Source organism: Nocardia sp. NRRL S-836, assembly GCF_001279525.1.
In the GTDB taxonomy this organism is placed as follows: Bacteria; Actinomycetota; Actinomycetes; order Mycobacteriales; family Pseudonocardiaceae; genus Lentzea.
The window spans coordinates 43,305-64,712 of sequence record NZ_LGDY01000036.1; the positions used below are offsets into that span (position 1 = coordinate 43,305).

The window sequence follows — 21,408 nt, forward strand, 5'->3', positions numbered from 1 at the left end:
GGGGGTCGGTCATGGGCGCCACATGCCTGCACGTCCGGGCGGCTGTCTGGGGCAGCGCGGACAACCGCATCGCGGTCCTGCTGGTGGAAATCGGTGGAGCGGATGACGAGGTGCTGCTCACCGCGCTCACCGCGCAGGGACTGAAGGTGATCACCGAGCTGGACCGGCTCGCACTGCCGGTGGCCGGCGCCTGGCGCGTTCGCGCTGGTGAGGACGCCCGAATCACGCTGACGTTCGCGCGGCGGACGGTGCTGCTCGACGCACCGGTGGAGCTGCCCGGTGTGTGGCGGTGGGCGGCCCGCCGCAGAGGGGCTGTCCTGCTGCTGGTCGGCGCGGATCTGGATCTCGCCGATCCAGACCCGGGACGCCGCCGGGACCGGCTGGCCGCCATCGCCGCCCGCGGCGCGCTCCTGGGTGCCGCAGTCTCTTTCGAGAGCGGAACCGCGAAGATGAGTACCGGGCTGCGCGAAGCCCGTCGAAAGATGACGTCTCGCGGTGTGAACGCAAGGTGAACTGCGCCTGAATTGTGTCCCGTCATTTGCCGTGCGGCGTGCTGGCCGACATTTCTGCTCCCATGTCAGTCGCGCACCGTGATATGACCGCCCCGATGGTGCGGGAGTTGATCCGAATGAGCGAACCCGATCGGGAACGACGCCGGGTGTCCATGTCGGCGGTCGACTCTGCGCGACCGAAACCGCGTCGTCGCTGAACCGCTCGAAGTAGCGGCTCAGCGACGACGCGGAGATCTCCGCCTATCTGTTCGAAGCGGGGGAGGGGACCGCGCTGGGAGGTGACGTGACCGTGGTCGTCGGCTCCGCGGACGACGGTGGCGTGGTCGTCACGCTGCTGGTCGATGGCGTGGTCGTCGTGGGTGCGTCGGACGAGGTGGTCGGACGGGGACTGCCCGTCGACGTGGCGCTGGGCGGTGGTGTGGTGGCCGGCGCGGTACCGGGCAGGGGGACGCCTTCCTGCCGGAGCACGTCGAGGATGCGGGACTTGGCATTCTCCAAGGCCTGTTGGATCTGCTGCGCGGTCATGCTCGGCACGTCTGCGGCCAGGCGGGACAGCTCGGCCCACACCGCTTCGAGCCGGGCTTTCGCCTGGGGGCTCAGATCTTCGGGAAGGCTGACGACCAGTTGTGAGGCCAGCGCGTACGTCACGCACTCGACACACGAGTGGTTGACGGCGACGGCGATGTTCTGCGGTACCACCACGTTCGCCTGGCCCACCACGAGGAGCACCTGGAAAGCGACCGCCACCGTCGTGCAGCCGCGGCACGAGGCCAGCGCGTATGCCTCGTTCCTGTTGTCCACCACGCCATCGGTCTCCCACACCAGGGCGAAGGACACCCTGTAGCGGACCGCGCCGTCGGTCGTGTTGACGGCCAGGACCTGGTTGTCACCCGGACGTGGGGGTTCCGGTCGGTCGAACGGGAAGACCCACGTCGGGGCGCCCGGCGAGACCGGCTCCAGGACCATCGCCAGGAGCGGCTTGTCCCTGCTGGGCAACGGTTTGCCGGCGGGCCACACGGTCTGGACGGACACCGGTTGCGCCGGTGTGGCAGGACCCGGACCCGACGCGGCGGCGGGCGCGACGTCGCCGACGGTGCCGCGCTCGCCGGGACTGATCGGCCGGTACCGGTCGGGTTGCGGCCACCACGCCCACGCCAGGCCCGCGAGCACAGCGATCGCGCACAGCACCACGAGCGCGCGCCGGCCGGGCTTGCCCTCGGTGGAGCGCCGGGCGCGGGTGACCAGCCGACCCGTGAGCCGGGCCAGCAGCAGGCCGGTGCCGAGCACGGGCAGCGCGATGGCGGCCACCCCGAGCACCCGCACCAGCACCAGCGCGAGGTCGCCCTCGCCCAGCGCCGAGTGCGCCGACCGCCACTGCTCACCGGCGCTGTGCCAGGCTGTCCCCGCCACTCGCGGGAACGCCAGCACCATCAGGACCGTGCTCGCCAGCAGGACCGGCACGACGACGAGCACCCACGTCGTCACGACCGCCCGCGCCCACGGCTTGAGGACCTTCGACTCCGGCTTGCCCCAGCGGTGCGGCAACAGGCCCAGCAGCGTGGGCTTGATGTGGTGGAACAGGTCGGGGACGCCGGTCAGGTCGGCGAGCACGTGGTAGCCGTCGTAGCGCACCGTGGGCGCGAGCTGGCGCACCATCTGGAGGATCTGCGTGGCGATCACCAGCAGCAGCGCGTCCCAGCCGGTCAGCCACCAGACACCGTGGACGGCGACCGCGACGAGCGCGTTGAAGTACAGCCCGCCCAGGTCGGTGCGCAGCCGGCCGGCCCGGCCGAGCCGGTAGCTGTCGGTGACGTCGGTGTAGAAGGCGGGCCACAGCAGGTAGAGGCCGAAACCCATCGCGCCGGGGGTCGCGCCGCCGTACCGCGCGGCGGCCGCGTGGCCGAACTCGTGGAAGCCCGCCGAGAGCACCGTCACCCCGAAGACGAGCAGCAGCAGGGCGGGTTGGTAGAACGCCTGGTGCGTGGCGCCGGCCAGGCCCTTGACGAACAGCACCCAGAACGACACCGCCGCGAACGCCACCAGCACCGGGGCCACCACGAGCGGGTGGAACAGCCGTGCGAACGGCGCGGTGACCCGCCGGGTGACGCCGGGCTCGCTGATCACGCGGCGCAGGCGCAGGCCGAGCAGCGGCTCGGCCTTGCGGTGCGTGGGTTGGGAGCCGTCGGGGAGCTCGAGCACGCCGAGCGGGCGAAGCTTGGTCTCCAGCAGGGCGCGCACGTCCTCCGCGGTGACCGAGCGGCCGATGGCCGGCCCGACGGCGGCGGCGATCGCCGCGTGGTCAGAGCGCCCGTCCACGGCTTCGAGAACCCGGTACAGCAGCGGGGTGAGCTGGAGGACCTGGCCGTCGGCGCGGCGGACCAGGGCCGGTGGGCGGCGGTAGCCGGAGCCGCGCATCTCGCCGATCAGCTCGACGTCGCGCGCCCGGCGCGGCGGGGTCGTGGTGAGCACGTCCGCGCCGGCCGGGTGTGGTGAGGCGTTCACGGGATCGCTCACTGGTCGATGTCGGACCTCTGCGCGGCATTCGCCTCGGCGGTGCCGTCGATGGTCTGGTGGATGATCGCCTGCTGCTGCGCCACGGCGGTCGCCTCCGAGCCCACGGAGCCGAGGTTGGCGGACACGGCGGCGTCGATCGGGGCGGCCACGTTGGCGTTCAGGGCCACCGCGCCGTTGATCGGGGCGGCCAGGTCGAGGTCGGCGGCGAGGTCGACGTCCACGTTGAGCAGGCCACCGTCCAGCGCGCCGGACAGGTCCGTGGGCGTCGGGACCTGCGCCCCGCCGGCCGGCGGCTGCGGGGCGGGGGCCGGGGACGCGCCCTGGTCGATGGCGCTGTCCTGGTCGGAGTTGGCGACCGCCTCGCCGGTGATGCCCTGCTGGATCGCGACACCCTGGTCGGCCATGGCCTGCGCGGTGGACCCGTCGGACAGCACGTTCGCGCCGACGGCGGCGTCGATCGGGGCCGCGATGTTGGCGTTGCCCGCGACGGCCAGGCCGATCGGCGCCGCGAGGTCGAGGGCGAGGTCCAGGTCGACGTTCAGGTCGAGCAGCGAGTACACCTCCTTGTCCGGCAACGCCGTGCCGCCCTCGGCGGCCAGCTCGTCCATCGACAGCGGGGGCAGCTTCGCCTCGCTCATCCGTCACTCCACTCCGTCGGCACGCCGACCGGACCTCGGCCGGCTGGTTGGTCCAGACCTTTGCCGTTCGCCGTGGCCCTGAAACGGCCGGAGCCCGTTGTGAGGAGGAAATCGTCCTGGTGGCGGCTGTTCATTACGCCGAATGACAGACGGTGAAAATGAAAGCCTTTCAGGACAGCGTGATTGCGTCGGCTGGTCGCGGTGCAGCTTGACCGTGCCCCAAGGGCAGGGGTTGCGATGGGTTTGCACATCACCGGATCAAACGTGCGGGGAACGACTATGCACTGGAAACATCGACTCGGCCGTGGCTGGGTTTTCGCGGCCGTGCTCGGCTTGAGCGTCCCTCTGGCCGCGCCCGCGATGGCCGACGCGCCGGCGGCCCGGCTGCAGTGGACCGCCTGTCCCGACGACGTGGTGGCAGGGGCCGCTCCGCGTCAGCTGCGGTGCGCCGTGGTGCCGGTTCCGCTGGACTACACCGACCCTGGCGGTGTCCAGATCAACTTGATGATCTCCCGGCTCGCCAGCACGAACCCGGGCAAACGCCGAGGCGTGCTGATCCTCAACCCCGGTGGTCCCGGCGGTTCGGGGCTGGTCCTGTCCGCGCAGCTGGCGAACAGAGGGCTGCCGACCGGTGTGCTGGACAGCTACGACCTGATCGGTGTGGACACCCGTGGTGTCGGCCGGTCCGCACCGGTGAGCTGCGCTTTCACCACCACCGGGCCGTACGTGGCCAACATCCCGCCCTACGCGGTCAACGACGCGGCGGTCACCGCGCAGGCCGCCGTGGCGAAGCAGGTCGCAGAGCAGTGCGCGGGCAACGACCGCGACAACAGGTTGCGCCACTTGACCACCGCGAACAACGCTCGCGACATGGACCGCATCCGGGCCGCGCTCGGTGAGCGGAAGACCAGCTTCTTCGGCCTCTCCTACGGTTCAGCCCTGGGAGCGGCCTACGCTTCGATGTTCCCCGAGCGGTCGGACCGGATCGTGCTCGACAGCAACGTCGGCGACACCCACCTCGACCAGGACGGCATGCGCCGCTACGCATTGGGCATGGAGCAGACGTTCCCGGACTTCGCCAAATGGGCCGCGGAACGACATGATGCCTACGGTCTCGGCAGGACACCCGAGCAGGTGCGCCGAACCTACTTCGACATTGCCGAAAAACTCGACAGGCAACCCGTGGACGGCCTGGACGGGTCACTGTTCCGGCTCAGCGTCTTCGGCCACTTGTTCGGCAAGTCGCTGTACACGAAGGCGGCGCAGCTGTGGCAGGCCCTGCTCCACGACACCCCGGCTACGCCGGGCCTGCTGGCAACCGCTAAAGCCGAGTTGCTGCCCACAGACAACTTCCTCACCGTGTTCCTCGCCGTGACGTGCAACGACGTCCAGTGGCCCACCGACATCGGCACCTACCGGCGCGCGGTGGCCGAGGACCGCCAGCGGTACCCGCTCTTCGGCGCGTCCGCTGCGAACATCAGCCCCTGCGCCTACTGGCCACACCGGCCGGTCGAGCCGCCGGTGCCGGTCAACGACGAGGGTCCGCGGAACGTGCTGATCCTGCAGAACCAGCACGACGTCCCCACTCCGCACCGCGGCGGCGAACTGCTGCGGGAGAAGTTCGCGAAGCGGTCTCGGATGGTCAGCGTCGAAGGCAGCGGCCACGGGGTCTACGTCGTGGGCGGCAACGCCTGCGCGTTGAACGTCACCACCACGTACCTGGTTGACGGCAGCTTGCCTCGAGACCAGCGTTGCAAGGCGTCCACGGACTAACGCGATGCGGCGCCCGGCTGAGCTCGCGACGGGAGACCCGAGCTCAGCCGGGTCGTCGACCGGCGAACCCCCCGGCCGACTTCCCGTTCTTGCCCGGCCACGGTCTGCGGGGGCCTGCTCACGCCACTCGGTGAGGAGGCGCTGTTCCGCGGCGTGTTCGCGAACTTCCTGCTCCGGTGGGGTTCCTGGGTCGGTGTGCCGGTCAGCGCGGCGATCTTCGCCGTCGCGCACGGCATCAACGACGTCATGCCGATCGCGTTCGTCGTCGGGCTCGGCAACGGGCTGCTGCTGCGGTTCTCCGGTTCCCTCTGGCCGGCCGTCATCGTCCACGTCGTCCACAACAGCCTGGGCATCCTCTACCACGGCGTCGTCAGAAGCTGAGCGGACTGCCGTCAGTTCTGCGCCTGCATCTGTGCGTGTGCGAGAGCGAGGGCCTTGAGCTGGGCGGTGTTGAACCGCTCGACGACAGCGGATCCGATCGCAGCCCCGGCGAGCTCCCGGACCCGCGTCACCTCGGAGCGCGGGTCCTTCATCCACGGGAACCGGTCGTGGCTGCGCTGGATCGACTCGGCCAGACGGCCCGCGAGGGACGTGATCGTCGCGTCGTCGGCGTCCTCGGGAAGACGGTCGAACTCCTCATCGGTGACAGGGTCGGTGGGCTCCGCCATCAACCGGCGGAGGTCGTCGACGGCGTGGTCGGGCAAAGCGCTGGAGCACACCGTCAACACCGCCCAGTCCTGCTCCGACAGCCCGTCGGCGACGCTCCCGAACGGTGCCGGCGAATCCAGTGGAGCACCATGCTCGTGCAGGACCGCAAGCTCTCCGCGAATCCGTTGCAGACGCTCGATCGTCTCCGCCAACTTGGCGTCGAGCGCGCGGAACGTCTCATCCGGATCACCGTCGTCACCTCCCATCGCCCGGATCTGGGCGAGTGGAAGGCCGATGTCGGTCAAGCGCTTGATGCGAAGCAGCCGTACCAGGTGAGCCACGTGGTACTGCTTGTACCCGTTGGGCGTCCGCTCAGGCAGGTCGAGCACGCCGATCCGGTGGTAATGCCGCACCGTTTTGACGGTCGTGCCAGCCAGCTCCGCCAGCTGCCGCGTGCTCCACACCGCACTCACCCTCCGCCGCCCGCTGTCGCACCGGACAGTCTAGAGACGACTGCCGGACAACGGCCGCAAGTCATCCGGCGGCAACCCGAGTCCGTCGTCGATCGAGTTCGACTGTCGATCGCGTCGAATTTCTCCGTCATTCGACACAATCGATCGACGTTCACCTTGACCGTCCGTTACAGCGCTGTTACGACTGATTTTGGGAGCGCTCCCAGTGTTTGGTGGCGGGTCAGGCACCGGGAGTGTCCCGAGCCCCTGCATGAAATCAACTTCCTGGAGAAGTCATGACAGAGCGCCAAGACCACTCGGAAACCGCCGGTTCGCAGCCCTTCCGGCGGCGGACCTTGCTGGCGGCGGGTGCCGCGCTGCCGGTGCTGGCGGTGGGGACGACGCCCGCCTCAGCGGCCACCTCGGTGGTCGTCGAACCGTCGAACGTGCAGCAGACGATCCTGGGCTTCGGCGGGATGAACCACACGATCTGGATCAGCGACCTGACCGCCGCCCAGCGTGAAACGGCGTTCGGCAACGGTGCGGGACAGCTCGGGTTCACCGTGCTGCGCATCCCCGTCCACGAGGACCGCGCCAACTGGAGCCGCGAGGTCGCCACGGCCCGGCGCGCGGTCGAGCTCGGCGCCAAGGTCATCGCCTCGCCGTGGAACCCGCCGGCCTCGATGACCGAGACCTTCTCCGGTGGCAAGCGGCTGCGTTACGCCTCCTACGGCGCCTATGCCCAGCACCTGAACGACTTCGTCGCGTTCATGGCGAGCAACGGGGTGAACCTGTACGGCATCTCGGTCCAGAACGAACCGGACTACGCGCAGGAATGGACGGCGTGGACCGCCAGTGAGATCGTCAGGTTCCTCCGCGAGAACGCGGGCTCGATCAACGCCAGGGTCATCGCTCCCGAGTCGTTCCAGTACCGCAAGAACCTCTCCGACCCCATCCTCAACGACCCCGTCGCGCTGGCCAACGTGGACATCATCGGCGCGCACCTCTACGGCACCCGGTCCGCTGACCTCCCGTACCCGTTGTTCCAGCAGAAGGGCGGCGGCAAGGAGCTGTGGATGACCGAGGTCTACCACCCGAACAGCACCGACTCCGCCGACCTGTGGCCGCAGGCGCTCGACGTGGGTGAGCACATCCACCGCGCGCTGGTGGACGGCCGGTTCCAGACCTATGTGTGGTGGTTCATCCGCCGCTCGTACGGCCCGATGCGCGAGGACGGGCAGATCAGCAAGCGCGGCGCCAACATGGCGCACTTCTCGAAGTGGGTGCGCCCCGGCTACTCGCGGATCACCGCGACCGCCAACCCGCAGTCGAACGTCTACATCTCGGCGTTCAAGAGCGGGGCCAGGATCGTGATCGTCGCCATCAACAAGAACACCTCACCGGTGGACCACGTGTTCACCATCCGCGACACCGCTTCCGCGCCGGTCTCGACCTGGCTGACGAGTGCGAGCGCGACCCTCGCGCACTACAACGACTTCACCATGTCCAACGGAACCTTCAACGCCCAGCTGCCGGCCCGCAGCATCAGGACGTTCGTCCTGAACTGAGGCTGTCCCTACGAGCCGACTCGCAGCGGCTCTCGTCGGGCGGCAACGGCCGGAAGTCCACAGTGAACACACGCTCGCCGTCGTGAAACTCGTCGAGTGCCTGGCGGGAGAACATGGTGTCATGGGGTCATGACGACGGAGGGCGAGCCGCTGACCAAGCAGGACTTCGAGGCACCGGCGCCCAAGGGCCTTCCGGAGTTCCGCCGCCGCGATGCCGAGATGCTCCGGGTGCCTCGATGACCCCCGGCGCGCGGCGCAGAAGCCGGAAGACGGGCCCGGATGTCGATGACGCCTGGCTGGCCGGGGTCGCCCAGGACGTGAGTGCTGCGGCGGGGGACGTGCCGGTTGACCTGCTGGGTGACTTCCTGCCGTTGCTCGCCGACGCCGCCGTGAACGGGCGCCGGCCACGGCGTTCGGAGCTGGAGGCGGTCGAGGCGCTCGGACGCCGTGCCGCGGAGCTGGGGGTGTCGGCCGGTAGTGCGGTGCAGCTGTACCTGTCGGCGTCCTGGCGGCTGTGGCGAGAACTTCCGGTGGTGGTCCGGTCGACCGACAGCGAGGTCGTGCGTGCCGCCGCCGAGGCGGTGATGCACGTGGTCGCCGACGCGGTCGCGATCCTCGCGGAGGGGTACAACTCGGCGCGGCGGCAGATGGTCAGGCGCGAGGAGACGTTGCGGCGGGAGCTGGTCGACGACCTGTTGCGCGGTGATGCCGACGTCGGTGGTGTCGTGGAGCGCGCGGAACCGTTCGGTCTGGACCTGGCCCGGCCGCACCAGGTCGGCCTGGCCGCACCGCGGCGGCGGCTGCCGGACGTCGACGCGGCGACCAGCTCGCTGGAACGCATCGTGCTGGACCGTCTCGGCGACCGCGACGTCCTCGTCGCCACGAAGGACGGACTGGTGGTCGTGCTCGCGCCGGGGGAGTCCGAAGCTCCGGGCCGGATGGATCTGGGTTCGCTGATGCGCGCCGAACTCGATCGGTTGCCGCGGGGGAGGCCGTGGCAGGTGGCCGTGGGCCGGGCGTATCCGGGGTCCTACGGCATCGCGCGTTCGTATGAGGAGGCGCGCGAAGCGCTGGCGATGGCGTCGCGGCTGCACCTCGACACCCCGGTGATCCGCGCCGAGCAGTTGCTCGTCTATCGCGTGCTGGTGCGTGACCAGCCGGCGATCGTCGACCTGGTGAACGCCGTCCTGGGGCCGCTGCGGACGGCCCGCGGCGGGGCGGAGCCGTTGCTGGCCACCCTGGAGACCTACTTCGCCACCGGAGACGTGGCGACCGAGACCGCTCGGCAGCTGCACCTGTCCGTGCGCGCGGTCACCTACCGGCTCGGCCGGATCAAGACGCTGACCGGCTACGACCCCACCGACCCCGGCCACCGGTTCACCCTCCACACCAGCGTGCTGGGAGCGAGACTGCTCGGCTGGCCCGGTGACGGGACCACCGACGGGGCGTGACCAGGTTGCCGATGACCGGCAACCTGATCAGGGACCGGTTGACCGGCCGGAGACGCTGCCGAACCCGGGGTGCGCGGGGCAGAGTTGAGGTCAACCAGCCGAAGTCCTCGACGAAGGAGGTTGACGTGCGTCGTGCTCCCATTGGCGCGGAACGGGACCTGCGGAGACGTGGCGCCTGCTACCTCCGGGAGACCGCGCAGCGGAACCGGGTCATCGACCACCTGCCCGCGTTGAAGGAACGGCTGGAGCGCGAACGAGCGTTCCGGATCGAGCAGCTCGCGGAGCTCGACGCATCGGCCTCCCAGCCCGGCGACCACGCCCTGCGCGAGGTGACCGACCAGATCACCGCCGCCGCCAGGATCGCGCTCACCGACATCGAGATCGCGCTCCTGCGCATCGACATCGGGTCCTACGGCCGCTGCCAGACCTGCCACGCGGACATCCCGTTCCGGTTGCTGGAGGCGATTCCCCAGCTGCGGCGCTGCCCGGCCTGCCAGCACGACGGCACGAGCGAGCTCTCCCGTCGTGGCCGGCCGCTCAGCCGGCGGCGTCATCGAGCACGTGCCTCTGCTCGACGGGGCTCGCCGACCGCGGCACAGCACAGGCAGGTGTGCCGTGCTCAGTGACCGCGAACGCCAGACGCAGTGCGAACGCACCCTCTCCGCCGAGGCCCCGAAGCTCGCCGAAATGTTGACGCGCGGTGGCAACGCCGCACCACACCTGGCGCCAGCGGAACCACGTGACTGACTGATCTCTGGCGGACTCGGCGGAGATCGCGCCGCCGTCGCGGGCGGCCTGCCCGCTGTCGCGACGTGTTCGGCGTGGAACCCGTGCTCGCGAGGCCGGGCTCGGCGCCGTGTTCCTGAGCCCCGCCCCGTGTCCAACGCACATCTTCGGCCTCGGCAGAGGAAAGGGAGTGACCATGACAGACGCAGCTGCGAACAAGCCGATCCTCGTGGGAGTGGACGGATCCCCGTCGGCCATCCACGCGGCGCGCTGGGCCGCCGCGGAGGCCGCCCGGCGCGGCACCCGGCTCGTGCTCGTGCACAGCGGCCCACCTCCTCCCGTGCACTCGCCACGGGTGGCCATGTCGACCGCGGAGTTCACCGCGGCGGTCCACGACCAGGGCCGTCACTGGCTGGCCACCGCGGCGGCGTCGGCGAAGGTCGTGGCACCGCACGTCGAGGTGAGCACCGACCTGGTGACCGGTGGGGCGACCGAGCAGCTCGTCGGACGGTCGGCCTCCGCGCAGCTCGTGGTCCTGGGCTCGCGGGGACTGGGCGGGTTCACCGGACTCCTCGTCGGATCGACCGCGGTCGCGGTCAGCACCACGCGCTCTGCCCGGCGGTCGTGGTGCGCGAAGCACAACCGCAAACTAACCGAGCGGAAGGCGCGCCGGTCGTGGTCGGCGTCGACGGCTCCGCTGCCAGCGACGCGGCGCTCGGGTTCGCGTTCGAGGCCGCCGCACTCCGCAACGCACCCGTGCTCGCCGTACGCGCCTGGCGTGACGACCTGGCCGATGCGATGCGGCTCACCGTGCTGACCGCGGCGAGCGTCGAGGCGATCGAAGCCGACGAACGACGGCTGCTGGCCGAGCAGGTCGCCGCCTGCGCCGAGGCCCACCCCGGCGTGCCGGTGCGGCGCCTGCTCACCCGCGACGGCTCGGCGGCCGCCCTGATCGCGCAGTCCGCGTCGGCACGGCTGGTGGTGGTCGGCACACGGGGCCGTGGCGGTTTCCGCGGCCTGCTGCTCGGATCCACCAGCCAGTCGCTCATCTACCACGCGGAGTGCCCGGTCGCGGTCATCCCACCGGCTCACCGGTGACCTTTGTGGAGGTGTCGGATGAAGGAGTTCTCCAGCACCACGAAGAGCCCGCCGCGTGGCACCTACCGGCTGCGGCTCGCCTCGCACGAGGTGCACGAACTGGGCAGGTACCTGTCGGCCATCGCCGCCAGGGTGCGGGCGATGACTGACAGGCCGGAGGGGCACCCGATCGAGAAACTCACCGTCGATCTGGCCGGTGCTCCCGCCGCCCCCGTGGCGCAGCTGGTCCTGCTCGGCAGGCTGCTGCGCCAGGCCCTCGGCGGTGGTGTCCTCCTCGAACTCGCGGGCGTGACACCGATGATCTACACCTCGCTCGTCGCGTTCGGCGTTCCACGGGACGTCACCGTGATCGACACGCGGGGCCGCCGGTGGGCCGCCTGAGCTCCGCGGCTGTCGCACCCGCTCAGCGGGGTTCGCCGAACCAGTGGCCGAGCGCCGGTTCGAGGTCGTCCGGCTTGCCCGCCCAGCACACGTAACCGTCCGGCCGGATGAGCATCGGCTCGGCATCGGCGCCCTGCCCCGTGCGGTCCACGCGGTCCTGCCAGGGGGCGGCGACGTCGGCGAACCTGTCGTCAGGGTCGATCAGGACGCCGCGTCCGCGCCGGAGCAGCTCGTGCGACCGGGTCGAGCCGAGATCGTGGTCCGGCGCGGGCAGACCGACGAGCGACTGCCCCTCGGCGCCCGGCATGGGGTAGCGGATGCCCATCCCGGACAGCATGTCGTCGAGGTGGTACTGCACGGCGGGCAGTTGCGTCAGGGCGGTGAACAGTTCCTTGAAGGCCATCAGATCGGGGTCGCGGGTGCCCTGCAGGTCCATCAGCAGGCTCTGCGCCTGGACGTTGTGCAGAACGGCGGCCGCGACGGGGTGTCGTTCGGCGTGGTAGGTGTCGAGCAGGTGGCCGGGGGCCCAGCCGTGCACCGCGGCCGCGAGCTTCCACCCCAGGTTCAGCGCGTCCTGGATCCCGGTGTTCATGCCCTGCGCGCCGAGCGGGAGGTGGACGTGGGCGGCGTCGCCCGCGAGGAACACCCTGCCGTGCCGGTACTTTGCGGCCTGCAGGGCCGCGTTGGTGATGCGGCGGGCGTAGCGCAGTTCGAGCAGTCGCACCTGAGAGCCGAAGACGGCACGTAGCCCGTCGCGGATCTCGTCCTCGGTGACCGGGACCTCGCGGGGCAGCGACCGGCCGGGTCCGCCCAGGGCGAGCCGGTGCAACGGCCTGCCCTGCGGATCGGTGCCGAGCGGGAACAGCGACACCCAGTGCCCGTCCTCGCTCCGGGCGTGCGTCATCGGCTGCTCGCAGCCGTCCAACCGCACGTCGGCGGCGACAGTGGTCATCGTGCCCGGCCGGCCGAGGAACTCCGCTTTCAGCAACGACCGCACGGTGCTGTGGCCGCCGTCGGCGGCGACCAGGTAGCGGGAGCGGACGACGGCGCCGCTCGCGAAGGTCGCGGTGACCCCGTCGCCGTCCTGGGCGAGGCCGGTCAGCTCGTGGCCACGACGTACGTGGAGGTCCTGTGCGGCAAGGTGTTCCTCGAGGAATCCCTCGATCACCACCTGCGGGATGGACCGCCACGGATACCGGTGCCGGTCCCGGGTGAGCGCGAGCGTCACACCGGCGAAGTGGGCGGTGCCGATGGGGTGATTTCCGGTGGCCAGCAACGGTTCCAGCAGCCCGCGCTGGTCGAACGCCTGCTGCGTGCGGGACTGCACGCCGCCCGCCTTCGACAACGTGCTGCGCTGCGACAGCTTGTCGACCAGCACGACAGGCACATCCGCCAGCCGCAGTTCGTTGGCCAGTGTCAGGCCGGTCGGGCCCGCACCGACGATGAGCACCTCGGTGTCCATGGTTTCTCTCCTCGTTGTGTCGATCACGACGAGAGCGACGCTCCGCCTGCCGACGCCGTCGCGCCAGAAACAAGCTCGATCACGTTGAGATCCGACATCCATTACGCTTTGGCCGGTGAAAAACGACTACGACGAGCTGGATCGTCGGCTCGTGCACGCCCTGCAGATCAACGGCAGGGCCCCGTTCAGCGTGATCGGCGAGGTTCTCGGCGTGTCGGATCGCACCGTCGCCCGCCGGTACGCCCGGTTGCGGGCGGCGGGGGCGGTGCGGGTGCTCGGCGGCGTCGACCCGACAGCGCTGGGCGCGGTGCTGTGGTTCCTGCGGGTGCGCTGCGCGCCCGCCGCGTCGATCCCCGTCGCCGAGGCGCTCGCCCGCCGCCCCGACACGTCGTGGGTGAGCATCACCTCCGGAGGCACGGAGATCACCTGCACGGTCCGCACCGAGAGCGAGGCGGACAGCGAGGCCCTGCTGCTGGCCAAGCTCCCGCGCACGCCCCGCGTGGAGGGAGTGACCGCGCACTCCGTGCTGCACATGTTCTACGGCGGCCCGGACAGCCTGGTCGCCAAGCTCGGGTCGCTGGACGAGGCGGCGGTCGAGCGGCTGCGGCCGCACCCGGTGCCCCATCGGCCGGGGCCGGTGCGGCTCGACGACGGGGACCGCAAGCTCATCGCCGCGCTGGCCGCGGACGGCCGGGCCGAGTTCGAGAGGCTGGCCGCGGCGACCGGCTGGTCACCGACGACGGTCCGGCGCAGGATGACCGAGCTCCGCGAACGCGGGGTGCTGTACCTGGACATCGACGTCGACGGAACCATGTTCGGCGTCGGCCCTCGCACCCTGCTCTGGCTCTCGGTCACCCCCGCGCACCTGGAGGAGGCCGGCGCGGCGCTGGCCGGGCATCCGGAGATCGCCTTCGCCGCCGCCACGACCGGGCCGACGAACCTGTTCGCGAGCGTGGTGTGCGCAGACCAGCGGGAGCTGTACCGGTACCTGACCACCCAGGTGGCCAAGCTGCCGGCCATCACACACGTCGAGACCGCGCCAGTGATCAAGACCGTCAAACGGGCCGCCACCTGGACCTGACGACCGAGCGGTGCGGCGGCCGGTTACGTCTGCCGGTCCCGAAGCCAACGGTGCCAGGTCTTCTGGGTGATCCTGACCTCCGGGTGCTTGGCCAGGTCGATGATGAAACGAGCCCTGAGCTGAACCACGGGGTCCTGCCCGTCGGCGAGAGCCGTGATGCGGGCGTGGAACTCCGTGCCGGCGACGTGCCGCACGAGGAGCGCGTACTTCCAATCCTTGCACCGGTAGGGGCGCTGGACCGCGTCGATGATCAGGTCAACGGCATCCGGCCGCATCTCGTCGGGCATGCCGCGGCGTCCCAGCTCACCGAGTACGACCTCCTTGCGTCCCCAGGGTGACCAGAGGTTCGCATCCCGCGAACGCCACTCTTCCGGATGTCTCGCTTCCCAACGCAGATACAGGACCACGAACGGCCAGTACGCCTCTCCACGGGTTTCGAGGAAGGCGTCGACGTACCCGAAGATCGTCTGATCGCGGTGCCGGCGGTGATCGGCCCGTGCCCGGTCCATCTCAGCGGCGAGGTGGGGCTCCCTCGGCGCCGGCGTTCCCGCCTGTGCCCACACGCGGTTGGACCAGTGCAGCGCGTCGAGGCTGCGCGCGACCAGCTGCCGGTGCCGTTCGAGGGCGCGGTGGCGAACGCGGTCGTCATGGGCGATCAGGTCGAACACCCACGCACCGGTGTCAGGCCCCCTGTACTTCACTCGCACAGTGTGGCATCGGCATGAGCATCCGCTCTGGAAGCGTCGGAGCGTGCGATGTCACTTCTGAGCTCCTTGTAACGAAAAACAGGCGCCGCGGATCAATCAAGTCATGAGCACTGGCCAGAACAACGGGGCAGGGCACGGCGCCACGAAGTGGATCTTGGCGCCGCTGGCCGTCCTCGCCGACGTGACCGCGGTCGTGGCGCTGATCAACCAGCGCGTGGGCGCGCAGCTCATCGTCGGTGTCTTCGTCCTGGGGATCGCCGGTGCCGCCGCCCTGTTCACGTCGCAGCGTTGGCTGAAGGCCACCGGCGTGGCAATGCTGGTCGTCGCGATCGCCGGTGGGGGCTTTCTGCTCGCCAGCGGGGTGAAGTACGAGGACGGGAACGCCGCCAGCGGCAGTTCGCCGACCACAGCTTCCGTGGCACCAGGCGGTGGCGTGACGCCCACGCCGGAAACCGGGCCGACGAGCGTGCCCCCACCCGCCACCGCCGCGCCCACCACGACCACGCGCGCCACGACCAACGTCCCCGCCAAGCAGGGCACGAACGTCCCCGCGCAGCCCGTGGAGGGCTGGTACAACCTCACCGGCTACGAGTCGGTGGCGTTCGGCAACGGGCACTACTCGGTGGAGTCGATCCGGATCGGCATCGGTGAGGAGACGTACTTCGACAGCATCCGGGGCTCCTACAGCTCCTCCGCGGCGCAGCCGAACAACTACCGCACCTGGCTGACCGGTGGGAAGTGCACGCGGCTGTCGGTGTGGGTGGGGAAGGACGCGGCCTCGTCCCAGACGGCGGGCGTCGGGCAGTTCGTGGTCAAGGCCCAGGACACGCAGATCACCTCGCGGCAAGCCGGCATCAACGACGCGCCGCAGCACATCGACATCGACATCTCGAACGTGGTCAGGCTGACGCTGCTGGACATCAGAGGCGGTCGCGACGCCAACAACGCCTGGGGCACGCCGAAGGTGTACTGCACGGTCCCTCCCGGCAAAGCCCGCTGACCACCCGCCGCAGCGGCTTGGGCCGCCGACCACAACACGTCCGTAGACAGCACAGAGCCCGGCCGGATCGATGATCCGGCCGGGCTCTGGTGTGTCCGTGCTCGCCGCTGAGGGATCAGCGGCTGGCGTGCGGACTAGGCAGGAACGATGTTCTCGGCCTGCGGGCCCTTCTGGCCCTGCGTGATGTCGAAGGAGACCTTCTGGCCTTCCTGGAGCTCACGGTAGCCCTGGGCGGCGATGTTCGAGTAGTGGGCGAAGACGTCGGCGCCGCCCCCGTCCTGTTCGATGAAGCCGAAGCCCTTTTCGGAATTGAACCACTTGACGGTTCCGGTGGCCATGGTGCACTCCAAGCATGAACGTGGCACCCACACTGTGCGGGAGCCGGGTCGTCCGCCAGGGGCACTTAACACCAAAACGCCCGTGACCTGTGATCACGGGCGAAGGTACTTCGAGACCATGGCAGACGTCCCTAGTGTACACCGCCAGACCTCCGCAGCGCATCACCGGGCACCTCCGCGTCCTGGAACACGGCAACGTCGGTGCGCGGCAGCCGCCTGGAGACTCGGACGGCGCGCGTTGTGCGATCTCGGGGCACGGTGTCGGAAGTGGGCATCTGTAGAACTCGTGTAGGGGCCGTGTAGGTAATTGCAGTGTAATTCCGGGATCTATTTTTCCTGGAAGGAACGAAATTTCCGTGATGTTACTCAGAATGGGCAGAGCGGTCGCCGGCGTCACCGTCACCGTCGCCGTGCTCGCGCTCGTGCCCACCACCGCCCAGGCCGCCGCTCCCGCACTCGAACTGCCGTTCATCTGCGGTACTTCGTGGGTCGGCAACTCCGGCGCCAGCAGCGCGCACCGCAACAACGAGATCGACTGGAACATGTCCGGCACCACGGGCAATGAAGACCTCGGTGAGCCCGTGCTCGCCGCGGCGGCCGGCACCGTGAGCGCGGAGGGTGGCGAGACCTCCGCCTACGGCAACTACCTGGAAATCGATCACGGCGGCGGCTATTCGACGCTGTACGCGCACCTCGACAAGAAGTCGGTGCACGACGGCGACACCGTGCGGCAGGGCCAGGTGATCGGCACGGTCGGCAACACCGACGGCAACACCTCGGGCCTGTCCGCCCACCTGCACTTCGAGTTCCGCAACCGGGGCAGCGGCCAGAGCTATCCCGACTACATCCGGCCGGCCTCGTTCCACGGCGACCCGTTCGACTACGCCGGCGGCACCGAGACGTACGTCAGCCAGAACTGCGGCACGGTCAACCGCGCCGCCAAGAGCGTCAACGGCGACAGGTACGACGACGCGGTCGGCATCGACGCCTCCGGCAACGCGTGGCTCTACAAGGGCAGGGCGGGCGGGGGCTTCTCCGCCGCGGTCCAGATCGGCACCGGCTGGAACAGCTTCTCGCGCGTCGCCGTGAACGACTCCAACGCCGACGGCTGGGCCGACCTGTTCGCCATCCGCGACGGCTCGCTCTACTACTGGAACAACCGGGGTGACGGCACGTTCGCCGCGGCCCGCGTGGTCGGCCCCGGCTGGAGCGCCTACGAGTACGTGTCCTTCGTGGACATCAACGGTGACAACAAGGCCGACATCCTCGCCCGCGACGGCGGCAAGATGTACGTCTACACCGGGCAGGGCGGTGGCGCGTTCTCGGAGCGGTCGCCGCTCGGCGAGGGCTGGTCGAGCTACGCCCGGCACACGGGCGGTGACGCCGACGCGGACGGCGACGGCGACATCTGGGCGACCAACGGCTCGGGTGAACTGTTCTTCTGGCGCAAGGACTCCGGCGGTTACGCGACGGCCGAGCAGGTCGGTAGCGGCTGGAACGGCTTCCGCCAGGTCGTGTCGATGGACGTCAACGGCGACGCGAAGGCCGACCTCGTGGCCGTTCGCACGTCGGACAACACGCTCTGGCAGTGGCTGGGCGGCGGCGCGGGCAGGTTCGGCAGGGCGACGCAGATCGGCCACGGCTGGTCCGGCTTCGACCTGGCGGTGAACTGACGTGCGGACCCTGTCCGGACTTCTGGCCACGACCGCCGCTCTGACCTGTTTCGCCCTTCCCGCTCAGGCCGCCGGTGACATCGACCTGTGCGTGTCCAACGGCCGCACCGCCGGGTTCACCGGTGAGAAGCTCGTCGTCGCGGTGGCGGTCGGCATGGCGGAGTCCCGGTGCGACCCGCTCGCCCGGTACGTGAACAGCGACAGCCACAACTCGGTCGACCGCGGCCTCTGGCAGATCAACGACTACTGGCACCCCGAGGTCAGCGACTCCTGCGCCTACAACGCCGCGTGCAACGCGCGGGAGGCGTACCGGATCTCCGACCAGGGCACCGACTGGACGCCGTGGTCGACCTACAAGTCCGGCCGCTACAAGGAGTTCGTCGACGACGCCCGCGCGGCCATCGGCTCTCCGCCGGCGCCCGTGCTCGCGTCCAAGAGCGTGAACGGCGACAAGTACGACGACGCGCTGGGGGTCGACCCGAACGGCAACGCGTGGATCTACAAGGGCCGTGCCGGCGGCGGTTTCGCGGCCGGCGTGCAGCTCGGCGTGGGCTGGGGGAAGTTCACCCGCATCGGCATCGGCGACTCGAACGCCGACGGCTGGGCGGACCTGTGGGCCATCAGCGACGGCACGCTCTACTACTGGAACAACCGCGGTGACGGCACGTTCGCCGTGGCGGCGACCGTCGGCACCGGCTGGGCGTCCATGGAGAACGTGGCCTTCGGCGACGTGAACGGCGACAACCGAACCGACATCCTGGCCCGTGACGGCGGCAGGATGTACCTCTACGTCGGCCGCGGCAACGGCAGGTTCGCCGAGCGCGACCTCGTGGGTGCCGGCTGGGCGTCGCTGTTCCGGCACACCGCCGCGGACGCCGACGGAGACGGTGACGGCGACATCTGGGCGACCAACACGGCCGGTGAGCTGTTCTTCTGGAAGCGCAGCGGCGCCGACTTCGCCACCGCGGTGCAGGTCGGGCAGGGCTGGAACGCGTTCCGGCAGATGACGTCGATGGACGTCAACGGCGACGGCAAGGCCGACCTCGTGGCCATCCGCACGGCGGACAACACGCTGTGGCAGTGGATCGGCACCGGGACCGGTGGGTTCGGCGCCGGCACGCAGATCGGGCACGGCTGGAGTGGCTGGGATCTGGCGGCGAACTGAAGGCTTGAGGCCGGCACCCTCTCGCGGGGCCGGCCTCCTGTCGTGCCTGCGGCACCTGAATCGCGGGGTCGAGCCGGTGCTGGTGGTCGCCTGCCTGAGACCCGTGGGATCCGCTGACGTCGAAACTGGCCTGGTCAGTTGTGAGCTGCTGGTCCAGGCGTTGTGGTGTTACTGCCACCATGTGCACGAGGAGGTGGAACAAGGATGTGATCCAGTTGTGCCACCAGCGAGTTGGGCAAGCACCTGACGACGGCGCTGGAGTTGCTGCGGGACACGAGCGGAGGATGATCAGGTGGACCTTGCCAAGAGCGTGCTGGTCGTCGTGGATGTGCAGAACGGCTTCGTCTCCAGCAAGTCGGCGCCCATCGTTCCGCGCGTGGTCGATGTCGTGCGTCGCTGGGAAGAAGTCGGCGGCGCGACCGTGTTCACCCGATTTGTCAACCACCCCGGGTCCCCCTACGAGCGGCTGATCAACTGGTCGCGGATGCAGAAATCTCCTGAGATCGACATCGTCGTCGACCTGGTCCCGGCCTCCCAGCGCGCGGTCACAGTGCTGGACAAGCCCATCTATTCGCTGTTCACCGAGGAAGGCGCCGCGACAGTGGCGCAACACGGCTGGACCGACATCGTGATCGTTGGGATAGCCACCGAGTCCTGCGTGCTCAAGACAGCCTGTGACGCGTTCGAGCGCGGATTGACACCCTGGGTCGTCAAAGATGTGGTCTACAGCCATGCGGGACAGGAGGCACACGAGGCGGGCCTCCTCGTGACCAGCCGGTTCATCGGGCGCCGCCAGCTCATCGACGCCGATGACCTGTTCTCGGAGAAGCTGGTGGCGACCTCGTGACGCGGCCGGTAGCGGTGATGGACATCGACGGCACCGTGGCCGATGTCCGGCATCGTCTGCACCTCCTCGACTCCGACTCGCCAGCCAAGTGGACGGACTTCTTCGACGCGGCCGGCCACGATCCGGTGCTCTCGGATGGTGCCGAGTTGGCGCACGAGCTGGCTGTAGACCACGACATCGTGTGGCTGACCGGTCGGCCGGTGCGGCTGGCCGAGCTGACACGTCGATGGCTCGCTGAACAAGGCCTGCCACCAGGCGAACTGGTGATGCAACCGCACGGGGACAAGAGACCTGCTCGATTGGTCAAGCTTGAACGCGTTCTCGAGCTGCAGCAGCGGCGCGCGGTCGCTCTGGTCGTGGACGACGACCCCCGCGTCGTCAACCAGCTCCGGGAAGCCGGACTTCCCGTCCAACACGCCACCTGAGCACCTCGGCTCGCGCGGGGTGCGGGCGGCGATCAGCTACTGGAGACGGTGATGTCCGCGACGCCCCAAAAGCAGTTCGAGTCGGCCCTGGAGCGCGTCGTACCGCCGAGGTAGTTGCTCTGCCAGTTGCCGTAGTACGTGAGGCCCCAGGTGCACTTGACGATGGCTCGCCAGTTGTTGCCCTGCACGCCTGTGCACTCCACCACGCCGTCGCCGTCGGTGGTGGCCAGTGTCCTGCAGCTCAGGGCCCCGTACCCGAACGAGGTTCCAGGCGGGAGGGCCGAGGCCGCGGGTGCCGCGACGAGGGCGACCCCGGTCAGCGTCGCGGCAACGGCCGCGGCGGTGGCGAGACGGCGGGTGAGGTGCCGCATGGCTTGCTCCTTCTCCGATCAACGGGACGGGGGTTTTCCGCGCCCGAACCGATCGTCCTGCAGGGGAGTGGCACGCCCCAGGACCACTGTGCGGCTGCTCGCGGTGCACCACTTCGGTCGGTGGTGAGCGCCGCCCGGCGGGATGGGACCGGTCCGCAGCGCCGAACGATTTGAGGCTGGACCGGTACCGGACTTCTCAACTGCGTCAAGGCGCTGCAACCGGGCGACACGCCCACTAGATGTAGTTGCTGATCACTCGACCACGCCCATGTATTGTGCCGCCCTAGCTGGTTCGGCCGATCATCCAGATCGGTCGTCGCAAGAGGGAACCCGGTGTGAGTCCGGGACTGCCCCGCAGCGGTGAACGGGAACGAAAGTCGTCAGAAGCACTGGACGAGGGTGTCTGGGAAGCGACGGCCGGTAGGAGCCGAGAAGGCGTGCCCGTGAGTCCGAAGACCTGCCAGCGACCCGCACGCGCCTCGCGTGCGGGCGTCCGAGGCCCCGAGGGAGGGCGGGAGGACGTGGCGGTCGCGCGCGCCCGTCCACTCCTCGCTGCTCTCGTGGCCACCCCGAGCTCG

20 protein-coding genes, 2 pseudogenes and 1 riboswitch are annotated in these 21,408 nt (G+C 69.7%); of the genes and pseudogenes, 15 read left to right on the plus strand and 7 right to left on the minus strand.

The window, feature by feature from the left end; translation table 11 throughout:
* Positions 1-11: 11 nt before the first annotated feature.
* Entirely contained in the window at positions 12-512 is a 501-nt protein-coding gene (locus tag ADL03_RS05750) for a hypothetical protein (protein ID WP_053732318.1), read from the plus strand.
* A 240-nt stretch (positions 513-752) separates the two neighbouring features.
* Here ADL03_RS05750 and ADL03_RS05755 read toward each other — a convergent pair whose 3' ends face one another.
* Complete coding sequence (locus ADL03_RS05755; protein ID WP_231641555.1) at positions 753-3,026, minus strand: hypothetical protein; 2,274 nt, start codon at positions 3,024-3,026, stop codon at positions 753-755.
* Positions 3,023-3,664: a hypothetical protein gene (locus ADL03_RS05760; RefSeq protein ID WP_053732319.1), complete on the minus strand. Its 642-nt coding sequence runs from the start codon at positions 3,662-3,664 to the stop codon at positions 3,023-3,025. The genes ADL03_RS05755 and ADL03_RS05760 overlap by 4 nt, the downstream gene beginning before the upstream one ends.
* Positions 3,665-3,988: 324 nt before the next feature.
* Here ADL03_RS05760 and ADL03_RS05765 point away from each other — a divergent pair, with 324 nt between their 5' ends.
* The gene (locus ADL03_RS05765; RefSeq protein ID WP_369808942.1) at positions 3,989-5,437 is read left to right on the plus strand and encodes an alpha/beta hydrolase; all 1,449 of its coding nucleotides are present in this window, start codon (positions 3,989-3,991) and stop codon (positions 5,435-5,437) included.
* A gap of 105 nt (positions 5,438-5,542) precedes the next feature.
* Positions 5,543-5,818, plus strand: a pseudogene (locus tag ADL03_RS05770) (lysostaphin resistance A-like protein); the annotation flags it as partial.
* An 11-nt stretch (positions 5,819-5,829) separates the two neighbouring features.
* On the opposite strand, the gene ADL03_RS05775 reads toward ADL03_RS05770, so the two are convergent.
* Positions 5,830-6,549 (minus strand): MerR family transcriptional regulator, encoded by a 720-nt coding sequence (locus ADL03_RS05775; protein ID WP_053732321.1) that lies wholly within the window; start codon positions 6,547-6,549, stop codon positions 5,830-5,832.
* A 284-nt stretch (positions 6,550-6,833) separates the two neighbouring features.
* Here ADL03_RS05775 and ADL03_RS05780 point away from each other — a divergent pair, with 284 nt between their 5' ends.
* The 6 genes and pseudogenes from ADL03_RS05780 (at position 6,834) to ADL03_RS05800 (ending at position 11,761) form a co-directional block, all read left to right on the plus strand.
* The gene (locus tag ADL03_RS05780) at positions 6,834-8,105 is read left to right on the plus strand and encodes a glycoside hydrolase family 30 beta sandwich domain-containing protein (protein WP_053732322.1); all 1,272 of its coding nucleotides are present in this window, start codon (positions 6,834-6,836) and stop codon (positions 8,103-8,105) included.
* A 236-nt stretch (positions 8,106-8,341) separates the two neighbouring features.
* Complete coding sequence (locus ADL03_RS05785; RefSeq protein WP_053732323.1) at positions 8,342-9,556, plus strand: CdaR family transcriptional regulator; 1,215 nt, start codon at positions 8,342-8,344, stop codon at positions 9,554-9,556.
* Between the two features lie 125 nt (positions 9,557-9,681).
* Positions 9,682-10,182, plus strand: coding sequence for a TraR/DksA C4-type zinc finger protein (locus ADL03_RS05790; protein ID WP_157528055.1), 501 nt, complete (start codon positions 9,682-9,684; stop codon positions 10,180-10,182).
* 296 nt (positions 10,183-10,478) lie between these two features.
* Positions 10,479-10,820, plus strand: a pseudogene (locus tag ADL03_RS50685) (universal stress protein); the annotation flags it as partial.
* A 137-nt stretch (positions 10,821-10,957) separates the two neighbouring features.
* On the plus strand, positions 10,958-11,380 hold the full coding sequence (locus tag ADL03_RS48160) for a universal stress protein (protein ID WP_197288121.1): 423 nt from the start codon (positions 10,958-10,960) through the stop codon (positions 11,378-11,380).
* A gap of 18 nt (positions 11,381-11,398) precedes the next feature.
* A complete protein-coding gene (locus ADL03_RS05800) occupies positions 11,399-11,761 on the plus strand; it encodes a hypothetical protein (protein ID WP_053732325.1) in 363 nt (120 codons plus the stop codon).
* Positions 11,762-11,783: 22 nt separating this feature from the next.
* Here the strand turns inward: ADL03_RS05800 and ADL03_RS05805 are convergent, their stop codons facing one another.
* Positions 11,784-13,223, minus strand: a complete 1,440-nt coding sequence (locus tag ADL03_RS05805) for an FAD-dependent monooxygenase (RefSeq protein WP_053732326.1) — start codon at positions 13,221-13,223, stop codon at positions 11,784-11,786.
* Between the two features lie 115 nt (positions 13,224-13,338).
* On the opposite strand from ADL03_RS05805, the gene ADL03_RS05810 reads away from it, so the two are divergent.
* Positions 13,339-14,304 carry an Lrp/AsnC family transcriptional regulator gene (locus tag ADL03_RS05810; protein ID WP_053732327.1) on the plus strand — a complete coding sequence of 322 codons (966 nt, stop codon included), beginning with the start codon at positions 13,339-13,341 and terminating at the stop codon, positions 14,302-14,304.
* A 23-nt stretch (positions 14,305-14,327) separates the two neighbouring features.
* Here the strand turns inward: ADL03_RS05810 and ADL03_RS05815 are convergent, their stop codons facing one another.
* Positions 14,328-14,972: a hypothetical protein gene (locus ADL03_RS05815; protein WP_157528058.1), complete on the minus strand. Its 645-nt coding sequence runs from the start codon at positions 14,970-14,972 to the stop codon at positions 14,328-14,330.
* Positions 14,973-15,114: 142 nt separating this feature from the next.
* Here ADL03_RS05815 and ADL03_RS05820 point away from each other — a divergent pair, with 142 nt between their 5' ends.
* Positions 15,115-16,011, plus strand: a complete 897-nt coding sequence (locus ADL03_RS05820) for an NPCBM/NEW2 domain-containing protein (RefSeq protein ID WP_053732329.1) — start codon at positions 15,115-15,117, stop codon at positions 16,009-16,011.
* Positions 16,012-16,145: 134 nt separating this feature from the next.
* On the opposite strand, the gene ADL03_RS05825 is transcribed toward ADL03_RS05820, so the two are convergent.
* A complete protein-coding gene (locus tag ADL03_RS05825; protein WP_045313469.1) occupies positions 16,146-16,349 on the minus strand; it encodes a cold-shock protein in 204 nt (67 codons plus the stop codon).
* A gap of 371 nt (positions 16,350-16,720) precedes the next feature.
* Here ADL03_RS05825 and ADL03_RS05830 point away from each other — a divergent pair, with 371 nt between their 5' ends.
* The 4 genes from ADL03_RS05830 to ADL03_RS05845 all read left to right on the plus strand — a co-directional run bounded on the left by ADL03_RS05830 (position 16,721) and on the right by ADL03_RS05845 (position 20,459).
* Positions 16,721-18,022 (plus strand): FG-GAP-like repeat-containing protein, encoded by a 1,302-nt coding sequence (locus tag ADL03_RS05830; protein WP_053732330.1) that lies wholly within the window; start codon positions 16,721-16,723, stop codon positions 18,020-18,022.
* A gap of 1 nt (position 18,023) precedes the next feature.
* Positions 18,024-19,187: an FG-GAP-like repeat-containing protein gene (locus ADL03_RS05835; RefSeq protein ID WP_053732331.1), complete on the plus strand. Its 1,164-nt coding sequence runs from the start codon at positions 18,024-18,026 to the stop codon at positions 19,185-19,187.
* 292 nt (positions 19,188-19,479) lie between these two features.
* Positions 19,480-20,034, plus strand: a complete 555-nt coding sequence (locus tag ADL03_RS05840) for an isochorismatase family cysteine hydrolase (RefSeq protein WP_053732332.1) — start codon at positions 19,480-19,482, stop codon at positions 20,032-20,034.
* On the plus strand, positions 20,031-20,459 hold the full coding sequence (locus ADL03_RS05845; RefSeq protein ID WP_231641561.1) for a hypothetical protein: 429 nt from the start codon (positions 20,031-20,033) through the stop codon (positions 20,457-20,459). The genes ADL03_RS05840 and ADL03_RS05845 overlap by 4 nt, the downstream gene beginning before the upstream one ends.
* A 32-nt stretch (positions 20,460-20,491) precedes the next feature.
* On the opposite strand, the gene ADL03_RS05850 is transcribed toward ADL03_RS05845, so the two are convergent.
* Positions 20,492-20,830 carry a hypothetical protein gene (locus ADL03_RS05850; RefSeq protein WP_053732333.1) on the minus strand — a complete coding sequence of 113 codons (339 nt, stop codon included), beginning with the start codon at positions 20,828-20,830 and terminating at the stop codon, positions 20,492-20,494.
* A 271-nt stretch (positions 20,831-21,101) separates the two neighbouring features.
* Positions 21,102-21,310, plus strand: a riboswitch (cobalamin riboswitch).
* Positions 21,311-21,408 lie beyond the last annotated feature (98 nt).